This window comes from Hymenobacter segetis (genome assembly GCF_054776495.1).
Genome location: NZ_BAAHBV010000001.1, coordinates 1,122,232 through 1,139,745, shown reverse-complemented (window position 1 = coordinate 1,139,745; position 17,514 = coordinate 1,122,232). Strand labels below are relative to the sequence as shown.

Genomic DNA, 17,514 nt, shown 5'->3' with positions numbered 1-17,514 from the left:
GTGCGGCTAATGCCCGCCTACCGCGCGCACCAGGCCGGTGGGCGTGAGCGTTTGCTCGCCGTGCCAGCGGTAGCCCACCAGCTCGCCGCCCCGGGCCACGCTGTAGTCGAGGCACACGGAATGGGGCGTGAGCAGCCGGGGCTCGCCCTTTAGCCAGTAGTGGCCGAAGAAAACGGGCGTTTCGTCCTGGTAGTAGCTGGCGTTGGGCAGGGCGGCTACATCCACGGGCTGGCCGGCCAGGGCTTCGATGGGTTCGAGGAAGTAATCGTTGTAGGTGGCGGCGGCCGGGTCGCGCCACCAGGCGGTGCGCATCTTGGTGCGGCGGTGGCCGTCTTTGTCGAAGAAGTGGTGGGGGCGGGGCAGGTCGGTTTCGTGCCCTTTGAGGGTGATTTCGACGGCATTCATCTCCTCGGAGCCCTTGCGGCTGGCCCGCAGCAGGAAATCGGGTGTGAGGCGGTCGTCGGGGAGCTGTGCGCGCAGGTAGGCAATGTAGCGGGCATCCCAGCAGGCGTGCACCACGCGCAGGCCGGGCAGCTCCAGAAACAGCGGCAGCGTGTAGAACCACGCCAGGTAGTCCTGCCATTCCACAAAAAGCTCCTTGCTGCGGAATTCCTTAATGGTTTCGATGTGCTGGAGAATGTGGTTCGGGAGGTGGGGCCGTACGTGCCCGCCGCCGGGGTAAAAGCTCCAGAAGGCAAGCGCGTTGTACTCGTGGTTGCCCATCACGGCGAGGGCCGCGCCGCCGTCCACCATGCCGCGCACGATTTGCAGCGTCTCGCGGATGGCCGGCCCCCGGTCAATAAAGTCCCCCACGAAAATGACCTGCCGGCCGCCGGCGTGGCGGTACACGCCGGCATCGTCAGGAAGATAATCAAGCTGCTGGAGTAGCTGGCGCAGCTCGGTAGCATGGCCGTGGATGTCGCCGATGAGGTCGTACATGGGAAAGGGGGAATGAAGAAAGGAAATCGAAACGCAATGTTAATCAGTTACAGCCGCAGCCAACCAAACAGCAGGCCCAGCGGGGCGACATGTCGGTAGTAAGACCGTAATAATTACATCGCCAAAGCCCCGGCGGGGCGGCACTCGTTCAATGAGTGTCGCCCCGCCGGGGCTTTGGGGTTTTCTTCAGCTGGTTTTGCTACCGATATGTCGCCCCGCTGGGGCTTACCGAGGCTTGCAGCTCATTTCAAGTCATACGCTGCCCACCTATCCCGGCAAACACGCCACCACGTCAAACCCCGTAGCCTCCGCCACGACGTTCAGCGCCCCGCCCACGGCCTCGGCACGCTGGCGCATGTTGGCCAGGCCGTGGCCGCCGGGGCGGGCGATGGGGGCGGGGCCGGGGGCGTCGTCGCGCACGGAGAGGCAGAGCCGGCCGGCGTCTTCGGTGAGCCGCACGGTAACGCGGGTGGCGCGAGGGGCGTGCTTTACCACGTTGTGCAGCGCTTCCTTGTAGATAAGGTAGAGGTTCTGGCACACGGCCACGCCGGGGTGCAGGGCGGCGGCGGCGGGGCTCACGGCAAAGTCCACGGCCAGGTCGGCATCGGCCAATACCTCGTGAGCGTGGTCGCGCATGTGGGCCAGCACCTCGGGCAATTGGGCGGAGGAGGTGTGCAAGCCCCACACCACGTCGGCCATCTGGCGGGCGGCGCGGCGGCTGGTGTCGCTCAGGCGGTTGAGGCGGGCCAGGGTGGCTTCGGGCGGGGCGGGGGCTTCACGGAGCAGGTCGCTTTGCAGGCTGATTTGGGTGAGCAGCGCCCCCACGTCGTCGTGCAGGTCGGCGGCCAGGCGCTGGCGCAAGGCCGCGTCGCGGGTGGACTGGCGGCGCTGCTGCCGGCGGCGGTAGCGCCAGAACAGCCCGCCCGCCAGCACCAACGCCCCCAGCACCAGCGCCCCGATGCCCGCCAGCTGGCGCTGGGTGCGCAGGCGCTCCAGCTCCTGCCGCTGCCGCAGCAGGCGCTCGCGCTGGCGCACCACGTTCAGCTCAATACCGGAGCGCGAGCGGGCGGCGCGGCCCTGCGCGGCCGCCAGCCGGCGGCCATTGTCCTCGCCCCCGATGCTGTCGGCGTAGGCCCCGGCCAGGGCCTGATACTGGTAGGCGGCGTGGCCGCGGCCGAGGCGGTCGCTGGCCTCGGCCAGCACCTGGGCCGCGTCGCGGGCCTGCGGGCGCAGGTGGCGCGGCCGGGCGGTAGCCAAGGCCCGCGTGGCGTAATAAACGGCGCTGTCGGGGCGGGCAGGTAGCCAGGCGCGGGCCAGGAGCAGGGCGGCCCGGGCCTCGTGCTCGGGGCGGCCGGCAGCGTGGGCCTGGCGCAGCAGCTCCCGGCCGGCGCGGCGGGCCACCGGGTAGTCGGCCAGGCGCTCGGCCATCTCGGCCATGCTGAGCTGCATGTCTATCAGGCCGGGTTTGTTGGTCACCACCGCGTAGCTGGCCAGGGCCTGGGCATAGTGGTCGCGGGCGGCGCGCCACTGCTGCTGCTGGCGGCTGAGGTCGCCGGCTACCTGGGAGAGGTAGCCGGTGGACATCAAATCGTGGGCCGGCCCGGCCAGTGGGCGGGCCTCGTTCATGTAGGCCCGGGCGGTAGCGTACTCGTCCAGGGCAAGCTCGATGCGGGCCGCCATCACCAGCTGAAACAGCAGCACCCGGGGGCTGCCCATGGCGCGGGCCAGGGCCAGCCCGTCCAGGCTGGGGCCTAGGGCGGCGGCGTAGTTGCCCTGCTCCTGGTAGATGCGGGCCAGGTTGTAGTTCACCCGCGTCTGGGTGTAGCGGTTGCCGGTGCGCACCGCCAGCGGCAGCGCCAGCCGGGCGTAGTAAATGGCCGAGTCGTACTGGCTGTGCGCGCGCAGGTAGTAGCTCAGATTGAACTCGGCCTCCAGCAGGCCCCGCGCAAAATCCAGCTGCCGAGCCAGCCGCAGCGCCTGCCGCGTGAGGGCCAGCGACTCGTCGGCCGCGTTCATGCGCAGGGCGAAGGCCAGGGTGTTGAGGCGGCTCACGCGCTGCGTATCGGGGCGGGTGTCGCGAGCCAGCAGGTGGCTCAAGCTGTCGCGCACCACGCGCAGGCGGGCCAGCGGCAGGGGCGGCCCCTGTGCCCGGGCAGGGCCACTGCCCGGCAGCAGGCCCAGCAGCAGCAGCCCGAGACAGATAAGCCGAAATCCCGGGCCGGTGGAAGTAAGCGTTTTAATCAAGGAAGACAAGGTAAGCACTACTGAAGGACGGGAGCTGCCGGGGCGGGGCGGGCACCCACCCGCCGCCGGTGTTGCTCCCCCGGGAGCAGGCATCGGCGGACAGGCGCCCGCCCCGCCCCGGCAGCCCAACCCCCAATAACGAAACACAGGCCCGCGCAACCACTGCGCGGGCCTGTCCAAAACGTCTGATACGGGCGAACGGCGGGTTTTAGTCGGCCAGTGGCGGCTAAAACCCGGCCTACACGTGGCTGCCGCCGGGCACCAGCAACATGTAGGTGGCGCTCTTGTTCCCTACCACCACGTTTTTCTTCAGGTAGTAGGCGAAGTAGTCGCGCTGCTCGGCCACGGCGGGGTCCACGTTGGGGCGGTTGTCGAAGTAGGGCAGGTGCGTGACGGTGGCCAGCAGCGTAAACTCCTTCTCGCCGGTACGGCAGCACCAGATTTGCAAGGCATCAAAGCCGTTTTTCACGCCCCCGATGTTGGGGTGGATGCCGTCCATCTTCACCTTGAGCACGGGCGCATCGGCCGCAATGCGCTCGGTGGGCTTGTCGGAGCTGGTGTTCAATTCCAGCAGGTCGAGCACTTCCGACGAAACGTTCATGGTGTTTTTGATTTGCTTCACGCCGGCCCGCACGGCCGCCGAAGTCAGCTCCTCCTGCTTCACCAACTTGCCCTGGGCCGTGTCGAAAACCTTCTGGGCCGTATCGCGCACGCCGAACAGGTCCAGCTCCGCCTGGGCCGCCCCGGCGGCTACTTTGAAAGTGTCTTTGGGCAAGCCCATGAGTTCGGTGGCATTTTCGATGGTATCGACGAAGTTTTGGAGAAAAATCCGGCGCTCAGCTTCGCGGCGGGGGTACCAGTCATTGGTCATCTTGTAGAAATAAAATGTGGAGGGATGGGTTATTACCCGAAGGATGAATCAAAAGTAGACGCAGGGGTAGCCACTGAATAGCGTATAAATACCTGATTTTGAAACCACGTACTTCTACCTGGTTTCTAGCGCTACCACCCCGGCTTTAGCAACTCCCTCCGAATACCTGCTGACCTCGCCCACCAGCAAAGCCCCACCAACGCCTCCCGGGGCAGCCCTGCTCTTATCGGGGACGTACCCCTCATTCCCGGCGAGGACCCCCTCGCGCTCACCGGGGGCTTCCCCGCGCTCACCGGGGGAGTCCCCGCATCCGGCGGGGGAGTCCCCGCATCCGGCGGGGGAGCCCCCGTGCCCACCGGGGGAGTCCCCGCGCTCACTGGGGGAATCCCCGCGCCGGGCGGGGGAGTCCCCGCGCCCGGCGGGGAAGGCTTCCGCCAGCAGCTCCCTGTTGCCAAAGCTGCTACCCATCGCCACCCCATCATCATTGCCCACAAAAAAACCTCCGGCCAATGGCCAGAGGCTTTCAAAAACTACCCCGGCCGACATGCAAGCGGCGGACGATAGTAGGAAGGGACCTTACTCCAGCGTGAGGCGCAGGGCCTTGCTGCCGGTGCGCACCACGTACACCCCGGCCGGGAGCCCGGCGGGCAGGGCCAGGGCGGCGGTACCGGCGGCATCGGCCGTGGCGGTAAGCACGGGGCGGTCCAGGGCATCGAACCCCTTCACTACCGCGCCGCTGGGGACTTTTGCAGCGGCCAGGGGCGCGCGCCGCTACTTGCGGGCCTGAGCGGTGGCGGGGGGCGTTTCGCCCAGCAGGCGGGCCATCTGCTCTTGTAGGCTAACCAGCGAGGCGTGGTCGGCGTCGGCCTGGGCGGCCCGGCCTTCGAAGGCCGCAGCTTTGGCGGCCAGGGCGGTGTTCTGCTTTTCCAAGGCTTCCACTTTGCGGGCCAGCTCTTGGGTGGCGCTCACGTTGAGCATGCTCAGGGCCTCGTAGTCTACCGAGCGCACGTCGGGGTGCTCCAGGCCGAAGACGAAGACCTGGGTGCCGGCCAGAGCCCGGGCGCGGCGCAGCACCAGGGTGCGGGTGCCGGCGGCGGCGGGGCGGGCCAGGGCGGCCAGCACGTCGCCGGTTTGGCCCATCAGCCTGAGGCGCTGGCCGGCGGCGGCGGCCGTGGGCAGGCCGGCGGCGGGCAGGGTCAGGGCCACGAGCGAGTCGCCGGGCAGGGCCTGCACGGCGGTAGCCAGGGCGTACACGTCGGGCAGGAAGCCCGTTTGCTGGTGCACGGCCTGTGGGAAGACGGCCTCCACCTCCTGGGCAATCACCTTTTTGAAGGCCCGGTTGCCGAACTGCACCTTGTCGCGCATGGTGTAATCGGTGATGCGCAGCTTATTGAGCAGGGCCAGGTCGGCCGTGCGGTCGCTCAGGCCCACCACGGTTTTGAGGCGGCGGTCCGAGACGGCGTTGAACTCGCTGGAAAGGATGCGCCCGGTGGCGCGAATGCTGATGCCCGTCCCGTTGGCACCAATGCTGCCAGAGCCCGTTTGGCCGCTGCCGTTCAGGTAACCGAAGCTGTAGGCACCCGTGGTGGCCGTGGTTTGCACGTCAAGGGGGAAAGCCGGGGTGCTGGTGCCGATGCCCACGTTGCCAACGCTGTTCCAGGTCAGGGCCGTGGTGCGCGTGCCGCCCTGGTTGGTGCCCAGCACCCCGCCGGCGTAGCCGTAGAGGGCCGGGCCATTAACGTTCAGGCCGTTCCAAAGCTTGCCGCTTCCGTAGTAACCCAGGCCGTGGTTGGTGTCGCGCAAGAGGTAGTCGTTGGTCAGGGGAATGAGCACGTTGCCGTTGACTTCCAGCGCCTGGCCGGGGGCGCTGGTGCCAATGCCCACGTTGCCGGCCTGCGTGATGCTCAAGCGGGCGGCCGAGGTGGTGTAGAAATCCAGCCCGTACTGGTTGCCACCGGCGTTGCGCTTGCTGCCGATGCCCTCGCCGCTGATGGTGCCGGCAGCCCCAAAATGCAGGATGTTGGCCGTGGTGCCGGTGTTGGCCCCGGCCGCGTCCACAATCAGGTTGGTGCCGGCCTGCAGGTTGCCACCTACCGTGCCCGCGCCGTTTAGGTTGAAGCTGCCCGCTTGCTGGCTGGCGGGGTTGTTGAGGATAAAGCTGCCGGTGCCGGTGCCGCTGGCGGCCGTGGTTTGGGTGGTGCCGTCGGGGAAAATCAGCCCGTTGCCGGCGGTGCTGATTTTGAGGTTGCCGCCCACCACGTCCAGCCGTTCGGTGGGCGTGAGGGTGCCCACGCCGATGTGCTGGGCGCGGGCCGCGAAGGGGACGGTGGCGAAGAGGGCGAGCAACAGGGCGCGCCGGGAGAGAGGAGAGTATTGCATGAGGAAAACAGGAAGCACGGAGCGGTTAAGATTGAAGAAGTGAATGCGGCCGGTGGACTATTCCACCACCAGGCGGCTGGTGAAGCGGCCGGCGGGGCCGGTGTAGCGCAGGAAATAGACCCCGGTGGCCAGGCCCGGCAGCGGCACCGCGCCGGTGGGGCGGCCGTCGAGGGCTACGGTGCCCAGCACCTGCCCCAGCACGCTGAGGATGTCGAGGGTGCCGGCTTCGGCCGGGCCGATGTAGCGGTAGGTAGCGGCCTGTCCCGCCGCCACCCGCGTGGGGAACACGGCAAATTGGTGAGTTGGTGAACTGGTGAGTTGAACCGTGCGCACGGGCGAGTAGCTGAACTCGCCGCTCTGGTCGGTCTGGCGCAGGCGGTAGTAGAGCAGGGTCGCGCCGCCGGGCAGCTTGGCGTCGAGCAGGGCGTAGTCGTGGCGGGTGGCGCTGGTGCCCGCCCCGGCCACCGTGCCGATGGCCTCGAAGGCGGTGCCGTCGGGGCTACGCTCCACCGTGAAGCCGGCGTTGTTCAGCTCCGAGGCGGTGGTCCAGCGCAGGCGCACGGCCGCCGGGCCGTCGGCCAGCGCTGTGAAATCGACGAGGGTGACGGGCAGCGGGTTGGCGGCGTTGCTCACCGTGAAGCGGCTGAGCGAGGTGGGGCTCATGCTGATGCTGCGGCTGCTGGCGTTGGCCACGGGGCTGCGCACGGCCCAGGGCTGGCCGGAGGCGCTTTGCTGCCACACGCGGGCCTGGGTAAAGTTCGTGATGCCGTTGTCGTTATCCGGCAGCCAGCTCAGGGTGAGCTGCACAGGGGCGTTGGCAGCGGGCTGCGTAGCCGGGCTGACGGTATAGATGCGGTCGATGCCCTTATAGGCGGTGTTGGTGAAGTTCACGCCCCGGCTCACGTCGTCCGTCAGCAGGCCGGCCGTGCGGGTGATGGCCACCGTGCCCAGGTTGTTGGTGGTGGGGTTGAGCACGGCCCCGTGGCCAAAATCCACGGCCGCGCCGCTCACGGCGCTGCGGGTGACTTGCAAGCTGCCCAGCACGTAGCGCCCACTGGCCTCGCCGCTGAGGGTGGCCCCGTTGGGCAGGGACAAGGTACTGACGACAGTGCCGTTTTTGGTGTTCACCAGGCCGCTGAGCAGGTTCAGGTTGTTGGTCACCGTGAGGTTGCCGGCCAGGCGCAGGGTGTTGGCCCCGGCCGTGGCCTTGTTCACCACCACGCGGTAGAGGCTGGCCCCGCCGGGGGTTAGCAGCTGGTCGGCCGCCCCGGAAAAGGTGACGGCGCTGGTGCCGGGCGTCACGGTGCCGGCGTTGTTCAGGTCGCCCTTCACTTCCAGCGTGCCCGCGCCCAGGTCGAGGGTGCCGGGGTTGGTCAGGGGGCCGTCCACGCGCAGGGTGCCGCCGTTGGTGAGGGTGCCGGCCTGGTTGCCCAGCCCGCCGGGGCCCACGTAGAGAATGCCCCCGGCCTGCACCGTGAGCAGGGTGCCGGTGTTCACGATTTCGGCCCCCGGCGGCGGTCCGTTGTAGGTCACGCTCACGGTGTTGCTGGCCAGGCTGGCGTTGCTGGCCGCATCCTGGGCCGCGCCGGCCGCCACGCGCACCGTTACCACGCTGCCGCTGCCGGTGGGCGTGACGGTGAAGGTGTAGGTGGTACCGCCGCTGGTGCCGCTCACGGTGCCGCCCGTCAGGGTGCCGTTGCTCACCACAAGGCCGCCGGCCGCCAGGCCCGTCACGCCTTCCGAGAACGTGACGGTGAAGGGAATGGGCGACACGCCGGTGCTGCCGCCGGCCGTCGTGCTGAGCGTAGCCGTGGGCGCGGTGTTGTCGATGGTGAGCGAGCCGCTGCTGGTGGCCGTGCCGCCCGGCGTGGTCACGCCGATGGGACCGGACGTGGCCCCGGCGGGCACGGCAAAGGTGATGGTGGTGCCGTTGACCACGGTAAAGCCGGTGATGGCGACGCCGTTCAGGGTCAGGGCCGTGGCCCCGTTGAAGTTGATGCCCGTCACGGTGACGGTGCGGCCCGTGTTGGCGCTGCCCGGCGAAAAGCCGCTGATGGTGGGCGGCGGAATAAACGTGAAGGCGCCGCTGCTGGTAGCCGTGCCGCCCGGCGTAGTGACGGCGATGAGGCCGGAGCTGCTGCCCGCCGGCACCACGAAGGTGACGGTGGTGCTGTTGACGACGGTAAAGCCCGGGATGGCCGCGCCGTTCAAGGTCACGCCCGTGGCCCCAGTGAAGTTGGTGCCCGTGATGGTAACGGTCTGGCCCACCGGCCCGCCCGGGGGTGAAAAGCCGCTGATGGTGGGCGCGGGCACCACCGCGAAGCTGGTGCTGCTGGTGGCCGTGCCGCCCGGCGTCGTCACCCGGATGAGGCCCGTGGTGCTGCCCGCGCCCACCGTGAAGGTGAGGCTGCCCGTGGTGGGCGTACCCGTGATGGTGCCGGCCGTGCCGTTCACCGTCACGGCCGTGGCCCCGGTCAGGTTGGTGCCCGTCACGGTTACGGTTTGGCCGATGGGGCCGCTCGGGGGCGAGAAGCCGGAAATGGTGGGCGTCACGGAGTAGGTGACGCTGGTGGTGCCGCTGGCGGGGTTGCCGTTGCCGGCCGCGTCCTGGGCCGCGCCGGCCCGCACGCTCACGCCCACCACCACGCCGTTGCCGGAAGGGGTGACGGTGAAGGTATAGGTAGTGCCGCCGCTGGTGCCGCTCACGGTGCCGCCCGTCAGGGTGCCGTTGCTCACCACGAGGCCGCCGGCCCCAAAGCCCGTCACAGGTTCCGAGAACGTGACGGTGAAGGGAATGGGCGAGGTTGCCGTGGGATTGCTGGCCGTGGTGCTGAGCGTGGCCGTGGGTGCCACGGTATCGACCGTGAAGGTGACCGTGGCCGAGCGGGCACTCACGGGCACGCCGCTGCTCTGGGCCGTGGCGTACACCGAGTGGCTGCCCTGGCCCAGGGCCGTGGGCTGGACGACGGAAAAGGTGCCGCCGCTGGTGGCCGTGGTGGTGAGGGCCGTGCTACTGCCGTCCACATACAGACGCACCGTGCTGCCAGCCGTGGCCGTGCCGCTGTAAGTAGGCGTGGCGGTGGCCACGGTGCTGCCGTTGGCCGGCGCGGTGAGGGCCGGGGTGGCCGTGATGATGGGCGTAATGGTCATGCTCCCGTCGTAGTCGGTGCTCAGGCCGAAAGTGCCCGTGCTGCCCGTCGCTATCCACGACGAGCCGCCGCCACCGCCGCCGGCAATAAAGGAGCGGCCGCTGCCGCTACTCGTGCCACTGCCCCCGCCGTAGTAGCCGCCGCCGCCGCTGCCGCCGTAGTTAGTGCCCGTGCCGCCCACGTTGTTGCTGGCCGCCCCGCCCGCCGAGCTGCCGACCCCCGCCTGCGAAGCTCCGCCGCCAACGCCAGCACCGCTCCCGTCCCCTCCGGTTGGGGTGCCCCCGCTGCCTCCTGCGTAGTAGTCGCCGCGGTCGGTAGCGCATCCGCTGCCGCCGCCACCCGCCACCAACAGCGCATTGCGGCTGGCCAGGTAGTCGTTGGTTCGGGCGCCATTGCGCCGCAGGTCGGTAGCCCCCCCACCAACGCTGATGGAGGTGCCCGAACTGAGGTTGTAGAAGCCGCTATTGCCGCCGCCATTATAGCCCACCAGAACAGAGGGGCCACTGCTGCCACCGCCGGGGCCAAAAAAGGCACTGCTGCCGCCCCCGCCTACCACCACGGTCAGGGTTTCGCCGGGGATTACCGCCACCGTGGCCTGCACAACGGCCCCATTGTTTGCACCCGTGGCCACTACCGTCAGCTGCGTCACCCCGGCCGGCACCACGTAGCTGTCCGTGCCACCCGTATAGGAATAGGTGGTGGCGGTCTGGGCCTGGGCCACCCCCGCTACGGCCAGCAGCAGGACCAGCAGCAGCAGGCAGTACGCCAGGGCGCGGCGCAGGAGTTGGTGGGCCGCGCGGGCGGCCAAAGCGTAGGGGTGAATCATGCAGGCAGGGAGCGCGCCGGCTCCCGGAGTAAGGCGCTGGGCCGCGGGGCCCCCGGTAATAGAAACGACAAGGGTATTTCCCGCAAAGGTCTGGCCCCCGGCAACACGGCGGTATCGCATGAACATGTGGTTTTGGGCGGGGGCTTAGCCGCGCTGGCGCTTCAGCGTCTGGGCCAGCAGCTCGGCTTTGGAGTTCACCTGGAGCTTGCGGTACACGTTGCGGATGTGGCTGCGCACAGTGTCGATGCTCACGAAGTGGCGCTCGGCGATGAGCTTGTAGCTCAGCCCGTCCTCGATGCCGTGCACCACCTCCAACTCGCGCGCCGTGAGGGGCTCGGCCAGCAGCTTCTCCAGGGGCAGGGCCGCCGCCGGGGCCACCAGCTGCTGCTGAAAGGCCTGCACCACGAAGCGGGCCACGCCGGGGCTCATGGGCGAGCCGCCGGCCGCCACCTGAAGCAGGTGCTCCTTGAGCTGGGCCAGGGGCGTGTGCTTGAGCAGGTAGCCCACCGCCCCGGCCCGCAGCGCTTCAAACACGCGCTCGGCATCGGCGTACACGCTCAGCATGAGCACCTGGGCCTCGGGCAGCCGCGCCTGAATGAGCGGAATGCCCTCGATGCCGGTGAGGCCGGGCAGGCCGATGTCGGAGAGGATGAGCTGAGGCGACGCCGCGGCCGTGGGCAACTCCCGCAAAAACGCCTCCACCGAGTCCACGATGAGCACGCAGCGGAACTCGGGCTGGGCGCAGAGGTAGTCGTGCAGGGTCTCGCGGATGGCGGCCTGGTCTTCGATGATGGCCAGGGCCAGGGGGAATTGCATGGTACAAAGGTCCGGCGCATTCCCATGCGGCGGTATCGCATGAACGTGTGGTTTTTCGAGAAAGCCGGCCACAAAAAAGCCCCCGGCCAGATGGTCGGGGGCGATGGGGGCAATGCGGGCCGCTGAGGCCGGCGCCGTGGGCTAGTTGCCGTTCTTAAGCAGGGTCCAGTTCGTGCCGTCGGAGATGGCGGTGATGGTTTTGGTGAGGCCGCTGGTTTGCATGAAATAGGGCAGGCCGGCAGCGGCCGTGGTTCCACCCTCGAAAATGGCCCCGCCCGATGTGCTCAGGTAAGCAATGTTGCTGGTGCTGTTGTTGCGCACGTAATAAATGCGGCCGGGGCAGGAGGTGGCATCGGGCAGGCGGTAGAAGTCGGCCCCGTTGACGGGCGAGAGGCCCACGTAGCCCGCGTTGCCCAGCGGGGTGCCGGCCCCGCTGCCGGCCAGGCCGTTGACCACGCCCACGGCCACGGTGCCGGCCACTTGCAGCGTGCTGGTGGGCGCGCTGCTGGTGCCGATGCCCACGCTGCCCGTGCCCGTAATGGCCAAGTTGTTATCGCCCGTGGCAATTGTGGTAGCCTGCGTGAGGGTGCCGCCGAGCACAACATTCGACCCGGATTTCGTCAGGCCGTTGCTGGCCGAGGTCACCGCGCTGGAGCTAAGGGTGCTTTTTCGTCATTAAATTATTCCGTAATGAATAGGGCGATTTTAAGGACTACAAAAGTACAGGCCCGCTGATGGCTAATGGATGAAAAAAAGCACCCACCCGGCCGCCGGGGCCAGATGGGTGCTTTTTGTCGGTGAAGGGTGCCGTGCGGGTGGCCGCCGTGCTGCGAAGTATTACTTCAGCCGCACCAGCGTAGCCCCGAAGCCGAACTTCTCCTTGCGGGCATCTTCGAAGAACTTGATGTCCTTGTTGCGGCTCAGCTGGCGGTGAATTTCCTTGCGCAGCACCCCGTTGCCCATGCCGTGGATGAACACGATTTCGTGCATGTTGGTGGCCAGGGCACGGCTCAGTGCATCCTCAAACGCATCGAGCTGGAGGCGCAGGATGGCGGTGTTGCTCAGCTCCTCCTTGTTGTCGGGGCGCAGGGCTTCGAGGTGCAGGTCAAGCTCGTGGGGCGGGGCCACGATGGGGCCGGCCGGTTTGGCTGGCGCAGCGGCGGCTACCACGGCGGCGGGCTTAGCGGGCGCATCTCCGCTGAGCTGAGCTTTGAGGGCGGCAGCATCCACGCCGGCGGGTTTGGCCGGGGCGGCGGGGGCAGGAGCGGGGGCTTCCTCGGCCAGCTTCTCGGGCGCGATGGCAGCAGCCGCCTTCTCATCCAATTGGAAGAGGTAGGCATCCTTGCCAATCACCGGCGCGGGCCGCTGGCTGCCGTAGAACGTGCTGGCCTTGAAGGCCTGCCGCTTGGTGAGCAGCTCGTAGGCGGCATCGCCATTGAGCTTGGTGGGCAGCAGCTGGAACACCACGGCGGGCCAGGCCTCAAAGTCCTTCATGTGCAGGAAGGAGAGAGGCTTGGTGCTGGTTTTGGGGCCGAGCTTGTCGGCGGCCAGGGCGCGGTAGGGGCGGGCGGCGGTTTCCTCGCCGTAGGTAAAGAGCACGTCGGCTTCGGTGTTGTTGATGAGCGTGACGCCCAGCAACTCCGGCGACTGATGCACCAGGGCCAGAAATAGTCCTTTGGCGGCGGCTGGCTGCTTGGTGCCGGCTCCCGGCCCGTTGCTGCCGGCCGGCTTGGCCACGCCTGCGCCGCTGGATGCCACGGCGGCCAGGGCTTCTTGTAGCGAGGGCTGCACCGGCTTAGGCGCGGCGGGCGCCGAAGCGCGCTTGCTGTTGTCCTTCTTGCTGGCGTTGGCGTTTTTGCCGGGCGTCTGGCCGGGGCCGTAGTCGGGGGCGGCGCGGTCGAAGTTCTTGCCTTCTTCCTGGGCCACTATCACCACCTCGCGCCGGAGCACGGGAATGGTGAAGTCGTTGTCAATGGCCACTTCCACCAACTCACTGTCGAGCAGGCGGGTAACAATTCCTTCTTCGGTGCCGGTCAAAAGCCGGACTCTATCTCCTACGTTCATAATATCACAGATTTACACCGGCCGGCGCGGTTGCTTGAATGGCAGGAACAGCGGCTGGGACGGGGTGGGTTCGTCAAAAGTACGGGTAGATGGGCAGCGCGGATGGATATTCCGTTTTCGGACCTCGCCTGGCCTTACATATAGAGCCCGTGGAAGCCGAAACCGTTGCGTGGGTTGTACTCCAGCGCCGGGGCCGGCAAATGAAAAATGCTGAGCGTGTAAAACACGCGCTTCAGCAGGACGCTGCGGGTGGGAATGCGGCGCAAATCCACGTCGAGCGATAGATAAAACTGGCGGTAGGGGTTCAGGCCTTTGGCGGCATTGGTGCCGTCGTCGTTGTACACCATGTCCTGGCCGCCGTAGCCGAAGGCCGGTTGCAGCCAGCGCGGCCAGCGGTTGCCGGGCTTCAGGAACGCGCCCACGTCGGCGCAGAGCCAGTAGGTTTGGCCGTTGTAGTCTTTCAGCAGGCGTTCGGGCACGTTGCTGCCCAGCACGTTGGGCCGCATTTTGGCGTAGCTGGTGAGGTGAAATGACCATTTGGGCATGATGCGCACATCGTGCCAGGCCAGCTGCTGGGCCAGCAACCCCGCCGAGCCCAGGAAATTGGCCGCCAAATCGGTGGCCGAGGCACCGTATTCGGGGTCCTGGCCATCGAAGTACTCGATGGGGCTTTGCAGGGCAAACCCTACGAATGAGCCGTACCAAATGGCTTTTTTCTCGCTCAGGCCGGCCCAACGCAGCATATCGACGGCCCCCCGGCTTTCCTGAAACGCGCCCCAGAAGTGGCCGCACTTGTCGAGCTGCTGCCACTCGGGCAGGTCGTTGAACCAGTGCAGCGGCACCCGCTCGCCGGTGTACCAGGAAGTGGCCAGGCCGGCATACACCGCACCGTAGCCCAGCACCGAGCCGCCCACCAGCAGGCGCAGGCGGCGCTTGCGCAGCGCCACTGAATCGACCGGAAAACTACTGAGTGAGGAAGTACGAACCGTGGGAACCTGTGGGGCGGCCGCGCTGTCGGTACGAAGCGGAACCTGGGCGTGGCTGGGTAGCGGCAAAGCCAGCCCACAACCCACCGCCAGCCTGGCCAACCGTCTGCGCCCAATCAAATCCAAAAATAATGAGACAAGCGCCATACGGGCCATAAATAGTGCCCAAAGGTACGCCCCATAAAGCGGGCTGCTGACACCCATAGCGTATCTTGCGACTTGGTTTGCCAACAAAAACAATTAATTACAGCCGTGGCAAACGTTTCGACAAGCGTCCAGCTTAGCCCACCAATCTCAATTCCCGTAGTCACTCCTAATCATTTCGCATCCTAAAAATTCCCAATGCAAACATTTCGACGCCTGACAGCCCTGCTGTTAACCCTCGTGGCCTGGACCGCCCAGGCCCAGGTCACCACCTCGCCGGTGTTCTTCACCGACACCACGCCCGTTACCATCACCTACGACGCCACTCAGGGCAACGGAGCGCTGAATAACTTCACCGGCAACGTCTACATCTGGACCGGTACCGTGACCAACCTGAGCACCACCAACACCAACTGGCGCAACGTGCACAGCTCCAGCTTCGGCGTGGCCGACCCCACCGCGCTGATGACGCGCAGCGCCAGCAACCCCAACATCTACACCATCACCTTCACGCCGCGCACTTATTACCCCATTCCGGCCGCCGAAACGCTGCAGCGTCTGGGCATGATTTTCAAGAATGCCGACGGCTCCGTGGTGGGTCGGGCTACGGGCGGCGGCGACATTTTCGTGGATGCCGCCTCGGCCGCCCTGTCGGCCCGCATCACCAGCCCCACGCCCAACGCCAGCGGCAACCCGTTGTTCGTGAACCTGGGCGCGCAAATCAGCGTGACGGGCACGGCCTCGGCCACCGCCAATCTGGCCTTTAGCCTCAACGGCACGCAGGTGGCCAGCCAGGCCAGCGCCACCACCCTCACCACCACCGTGACAGCCGCCAGCGGCCGCAACGTGGTGCGCTTCACCGCCACCAGCGGGGCCAGCCAGGGCGTCGATTCGCTGATTTTCGTGGTGCGCCCCACCGTAACCGTGGCTGCGCTGCCCGCCGGGGCTAAGGACGGTGTCACGTATCTGAACGGCGGCACGTCGGTTATCCTTAATCTGACGGCCCCGAGCAAGCAGTTTGCCTATGCCATTGGCGAGTTCAACAACTGGCAGACCACCAACGCCGGCTACATGAACAAAACGCCCGATGGCAGCCGCTGGTGGGTGCAAATCAACGGCCTCACGCCCGGCCGCGAATACGCCTACCAGTACCTCGTGGACGGCAACCTGCGCGTGGCCGACCCTTACTGCGAGAAAATCCTGGACCCGAACGACGACCAGTACATCCCCGCACGGACCTACCCCAACCTGAAGGCTTACCCCACGGGCCTCACCACGGGCATCGTGTCGGTGCTGCAAACCAACCAGACGCCTTACGTGTGGACGACCACCAACTTCCAGCGCCCCAGCCGCACCAACCTGGTGGTGTACGAGCTCCTGATGCGCGACTTCACGGCCTTCCACGATTACCAGACCGTGCGCGACACCCTGAAATACCTCTCGCGCCTCGGCGTGAACGCCATTGAGCTGATGCCCATCAACGAGTTCGACGGCAACGACAACTGGGGCTACAGCCCCGATTTCTTCTTCGCGCCCGATAAATACTACGGCACCAAGCAGGCTTTCAAGCAGTTTGTCGACGAATGTCACCGTCGCGGTATCGCCGTGATTATGGACATGGTGCTCAACCACGCCACCGGCCAGAGCCCGATGGTGCAGCTCTACGGCAGCACGGCCGGCCCGTCGGCCGACAACCCCTGGTTCAACGTGACGGCCCCGCATCCTTATAGTGTCTACAACGACTTCAACCACGAAAGCGCCCTCACCAAATACTTCTCGAAGCAAGTGATGTCGTTCTGGCTGCAGGAGTATCACATTGATGGCTACCGCTTTGACCTGGCCGGCGGCTTCACGCAGCAGACCAGCAACGGCAACACCTACGGCAACTACGACCAGAGCCGTATCAACATCTGGCTGGATTACTACCAGCACATGATTGGTGTTGACCCGAACCTGTACCCCATTCTGGAGCACTTCCCCGAAAACCGCGAAGCCAAAACCCTGGCCGATGCCGGCTTCATGATATGGGGCAACGCCGTGAATAATTACAACGAGGCCACCATGGGCTACCTGCCCAACTCCAACTTCAGCTACGGCTACTACGGCAGCACCGCCCAGGGCGGCCGCGGCTGGAATAGCCCCAACCTGGTGACCTACATGGAAAGCCACGATGAGGAGCGCCTGATGTACAAAAACCTCACCTTCGGCAACTCCTCGGGCACCTACAGCACCCGCGACCTCAACACCGCTCTGGCCCGCATCGAACTGGCCTCGGCTTTCTTCTTCACCGTGCCCGGCCCCAAAATGCTGTGGCAGTTCGGTGAGCTCGGCTACGACAAGTCCATCTTCACCTGCTCGAACGGTACCGTGCCCACGCCCTACGGCAACGACCAGTGCAAGCTGAGCGCCAAGCTACCCGTGTGGAGCTACTACCAGGATGCCAACCGCCGCCAGCTCTACGAAGTGCAGCGCGCCCTCCTTGCCCTCAAAAAGCAGGAGCCCGCCTTTGCCAACCCCACCAGCTACACCCAGCAGCTGGCCGGTGCCGGCAAGTCCATCCACGTGAGCAACGCCACCCAGAACATCACCGTTATCGGCAACTTCGACGTGACCACCACCACCATTGACCCCGCCTTCCAGCGCACCGGCAAGTGGTACAACTACCTCTCCGGCGACAGCATTACCGTAACCAACGCCAACGCCCTCATCACGCTGGCTCCCGGGGCCTACGCCGTCTACACCACGCGCCGCCTCAAGAAGGCCACCCTGCTGGGCACCACCGCCCGCCGCACCGAGGCCCTGCGCCTCGTGGCCGTGCCTAACCCCACCAGCAGCACCGCCAGCCTGCAGTATGAGCTGGCTACGCCGGCCGCCGTTACCGTTACCGTCCACAACGTGCTCGGCGCTACCGTGCGTACCATCAGCAGCCGCGCCACGCAGGCCGCTGGTTCGCACGAGCTCACCCTGCCCGTGCAGGATTTGGCCAATGGCATCTATGTGGTGCGCCTCAGCACCGGCCAGCTGATGCAAACTACCCGCCTCGTAGTGCAGCACTAACGCTGTCCATCCAAGGCCACAAAAAAGGCCGCTTCCATT

The 17,514-nt window shown here is 66.8% G+C and carries 10 protein-coding genes; 1 reads left to right on the top strand and 9 read right to left on the bottom strand.

What is annotated here, in order from left to right; translation table 11 throughout:
- Window positions 1-6 precede the first annotated feature (6 nt).
- From ACYU70_RS04925 to ACYU70_RS04885, 9 genes are all read right to left on the bottom strand, one after another.
- Window positions 7-939 carry a metallophosphoesterase gene (locus ACYU70_RS04925; protein ID WP_342296409.1) on the bottom strand — a complete coding sequence of 311 codons (933 nt, stop codon included), beginning with the start codon at window positions 937-939 and terminating at the stop codon, window positions 7-9.
- Between the two features lie 267 nt (window positions 940-1,206).
- Window positions 1,207-3,183 carry a histidine kinase gene (locus tag ACYU70_RS04920; RefSeq protein WP_460615906.1) on the bottom strand — a complete coding sequence of 659 codons (1,977 nt, stop codon included), beginning with the start codon at window positions 3,181-3,183 and terminating at the stop codon, window positions 1,207-1,209.
- 238 nt (window positions 3,184-3,421) lie between these two features.
- Window positions 3,422-4,054 (bottom strand): hypothetical protein, encoded by a 633-nt coding sequence (locus tag ACYU70_RS04915; protein WP_342296407.1) that lies wholly within the window; start codon window positions 4,052-4,054, stop codon window positions 3,422-3,424.
- 771 nt (window positions 4,055-4,825) lie between these two features.
- Window positions 4,826-6,433 carry a tail fiber domain-containing protein gene (locus tag ACYU70_RS04910; RefSeq protein ID WP_342296406.1) on the bottom strand — a complete coding sequence of 536 codons (1,608 nt, stop codon included), beginning with the start codon at window positions 6,431-6,433 and terminating at the stop codon, window positions 4,826-4,828.
- Between the two features lie 57 nt (window positions 6,434-6,490).
- Window positions 6,491-10,408 carry a beta strand repeat-containing protein gene (locus ACYU70_RS04905; protein ID WP_342296405.1) on the bottom strand — a complete coding sequence of 1,306 codons (3,918 nt, stop codon included), beginning with the start codon at window positions 10,406-10,408 and terminating at the stop codon, window positions 6,491-6,493.
- A gap of 144 nt (window positions 10,409-10,552) precedes the next feature.
- A complete protein-coding gene (locus ACYU70_RS04900; protein ID WP_342296404.1) occupies window positions 10,553-11,224 on the bottom strand; it encodes a response regulator transcription factor in 672 nt (223 codons plus the stop codon).
- A gap of 141 nt (window positions 11,225-11,365) precedes the next feature.
- On the bottom strand, window positions 11,366-11,869 hold the full coding sequence (locus ACYU70_RS04895; protein WP_342296403.1) for a hypothetical protein: 504 nt from the start codon (window positions 11,867-11,869) through the stop codon (window positions 11,366-11,368).
- Window positions 11,870-12,061: 192 nt separating this feature from the next.
- Window positions 12,062-13,288: a Smr/MutS family protein gene (locus ACYU70_RS04890; protein WP_342296402.1), complete on the bottom strand. Its 1,227-nt coding sequence runs from the start codon at window positions 13,286-13,288 to the stop codon at window positions 12,062-12,064.
- A 134-nt stretch (window positions 13,289-13,422) separates the two neighbouring features.
- The gene (locus tag ACYU70_RS04885; protein ID WP_342296401.1) at window positions 13,423-14,235 is read right to left on the bottom strand and encodes a DUF2279 domain-containing protein; all 813 of its coding nucleotides are present in this window, start codon (window positions 14,233-14,235) and stop codon (window positions 13,423-13,425) included.
- A 381-nt stretch (window positions 14,236-14,616) separates the two neighbouring features.
- Between ACYU70_RS04885 and ACYU70_RS04880 the strand changes: the two genes are divergently transcribed.
- Window positions 14,617-17,475: a DUF4961 domain-containing protein gene (locus ACYU70_RS04880; RefSeq protein WP_342296400.1), complete on the top strand. Its 2,859-nt coding sequence runs from the start codon at window positions 14,617-14,619 to the stop codon at window positions 17,473-17,475.
- Window positions 17,476-17,514: the final 39 nt, after the last annotated feature.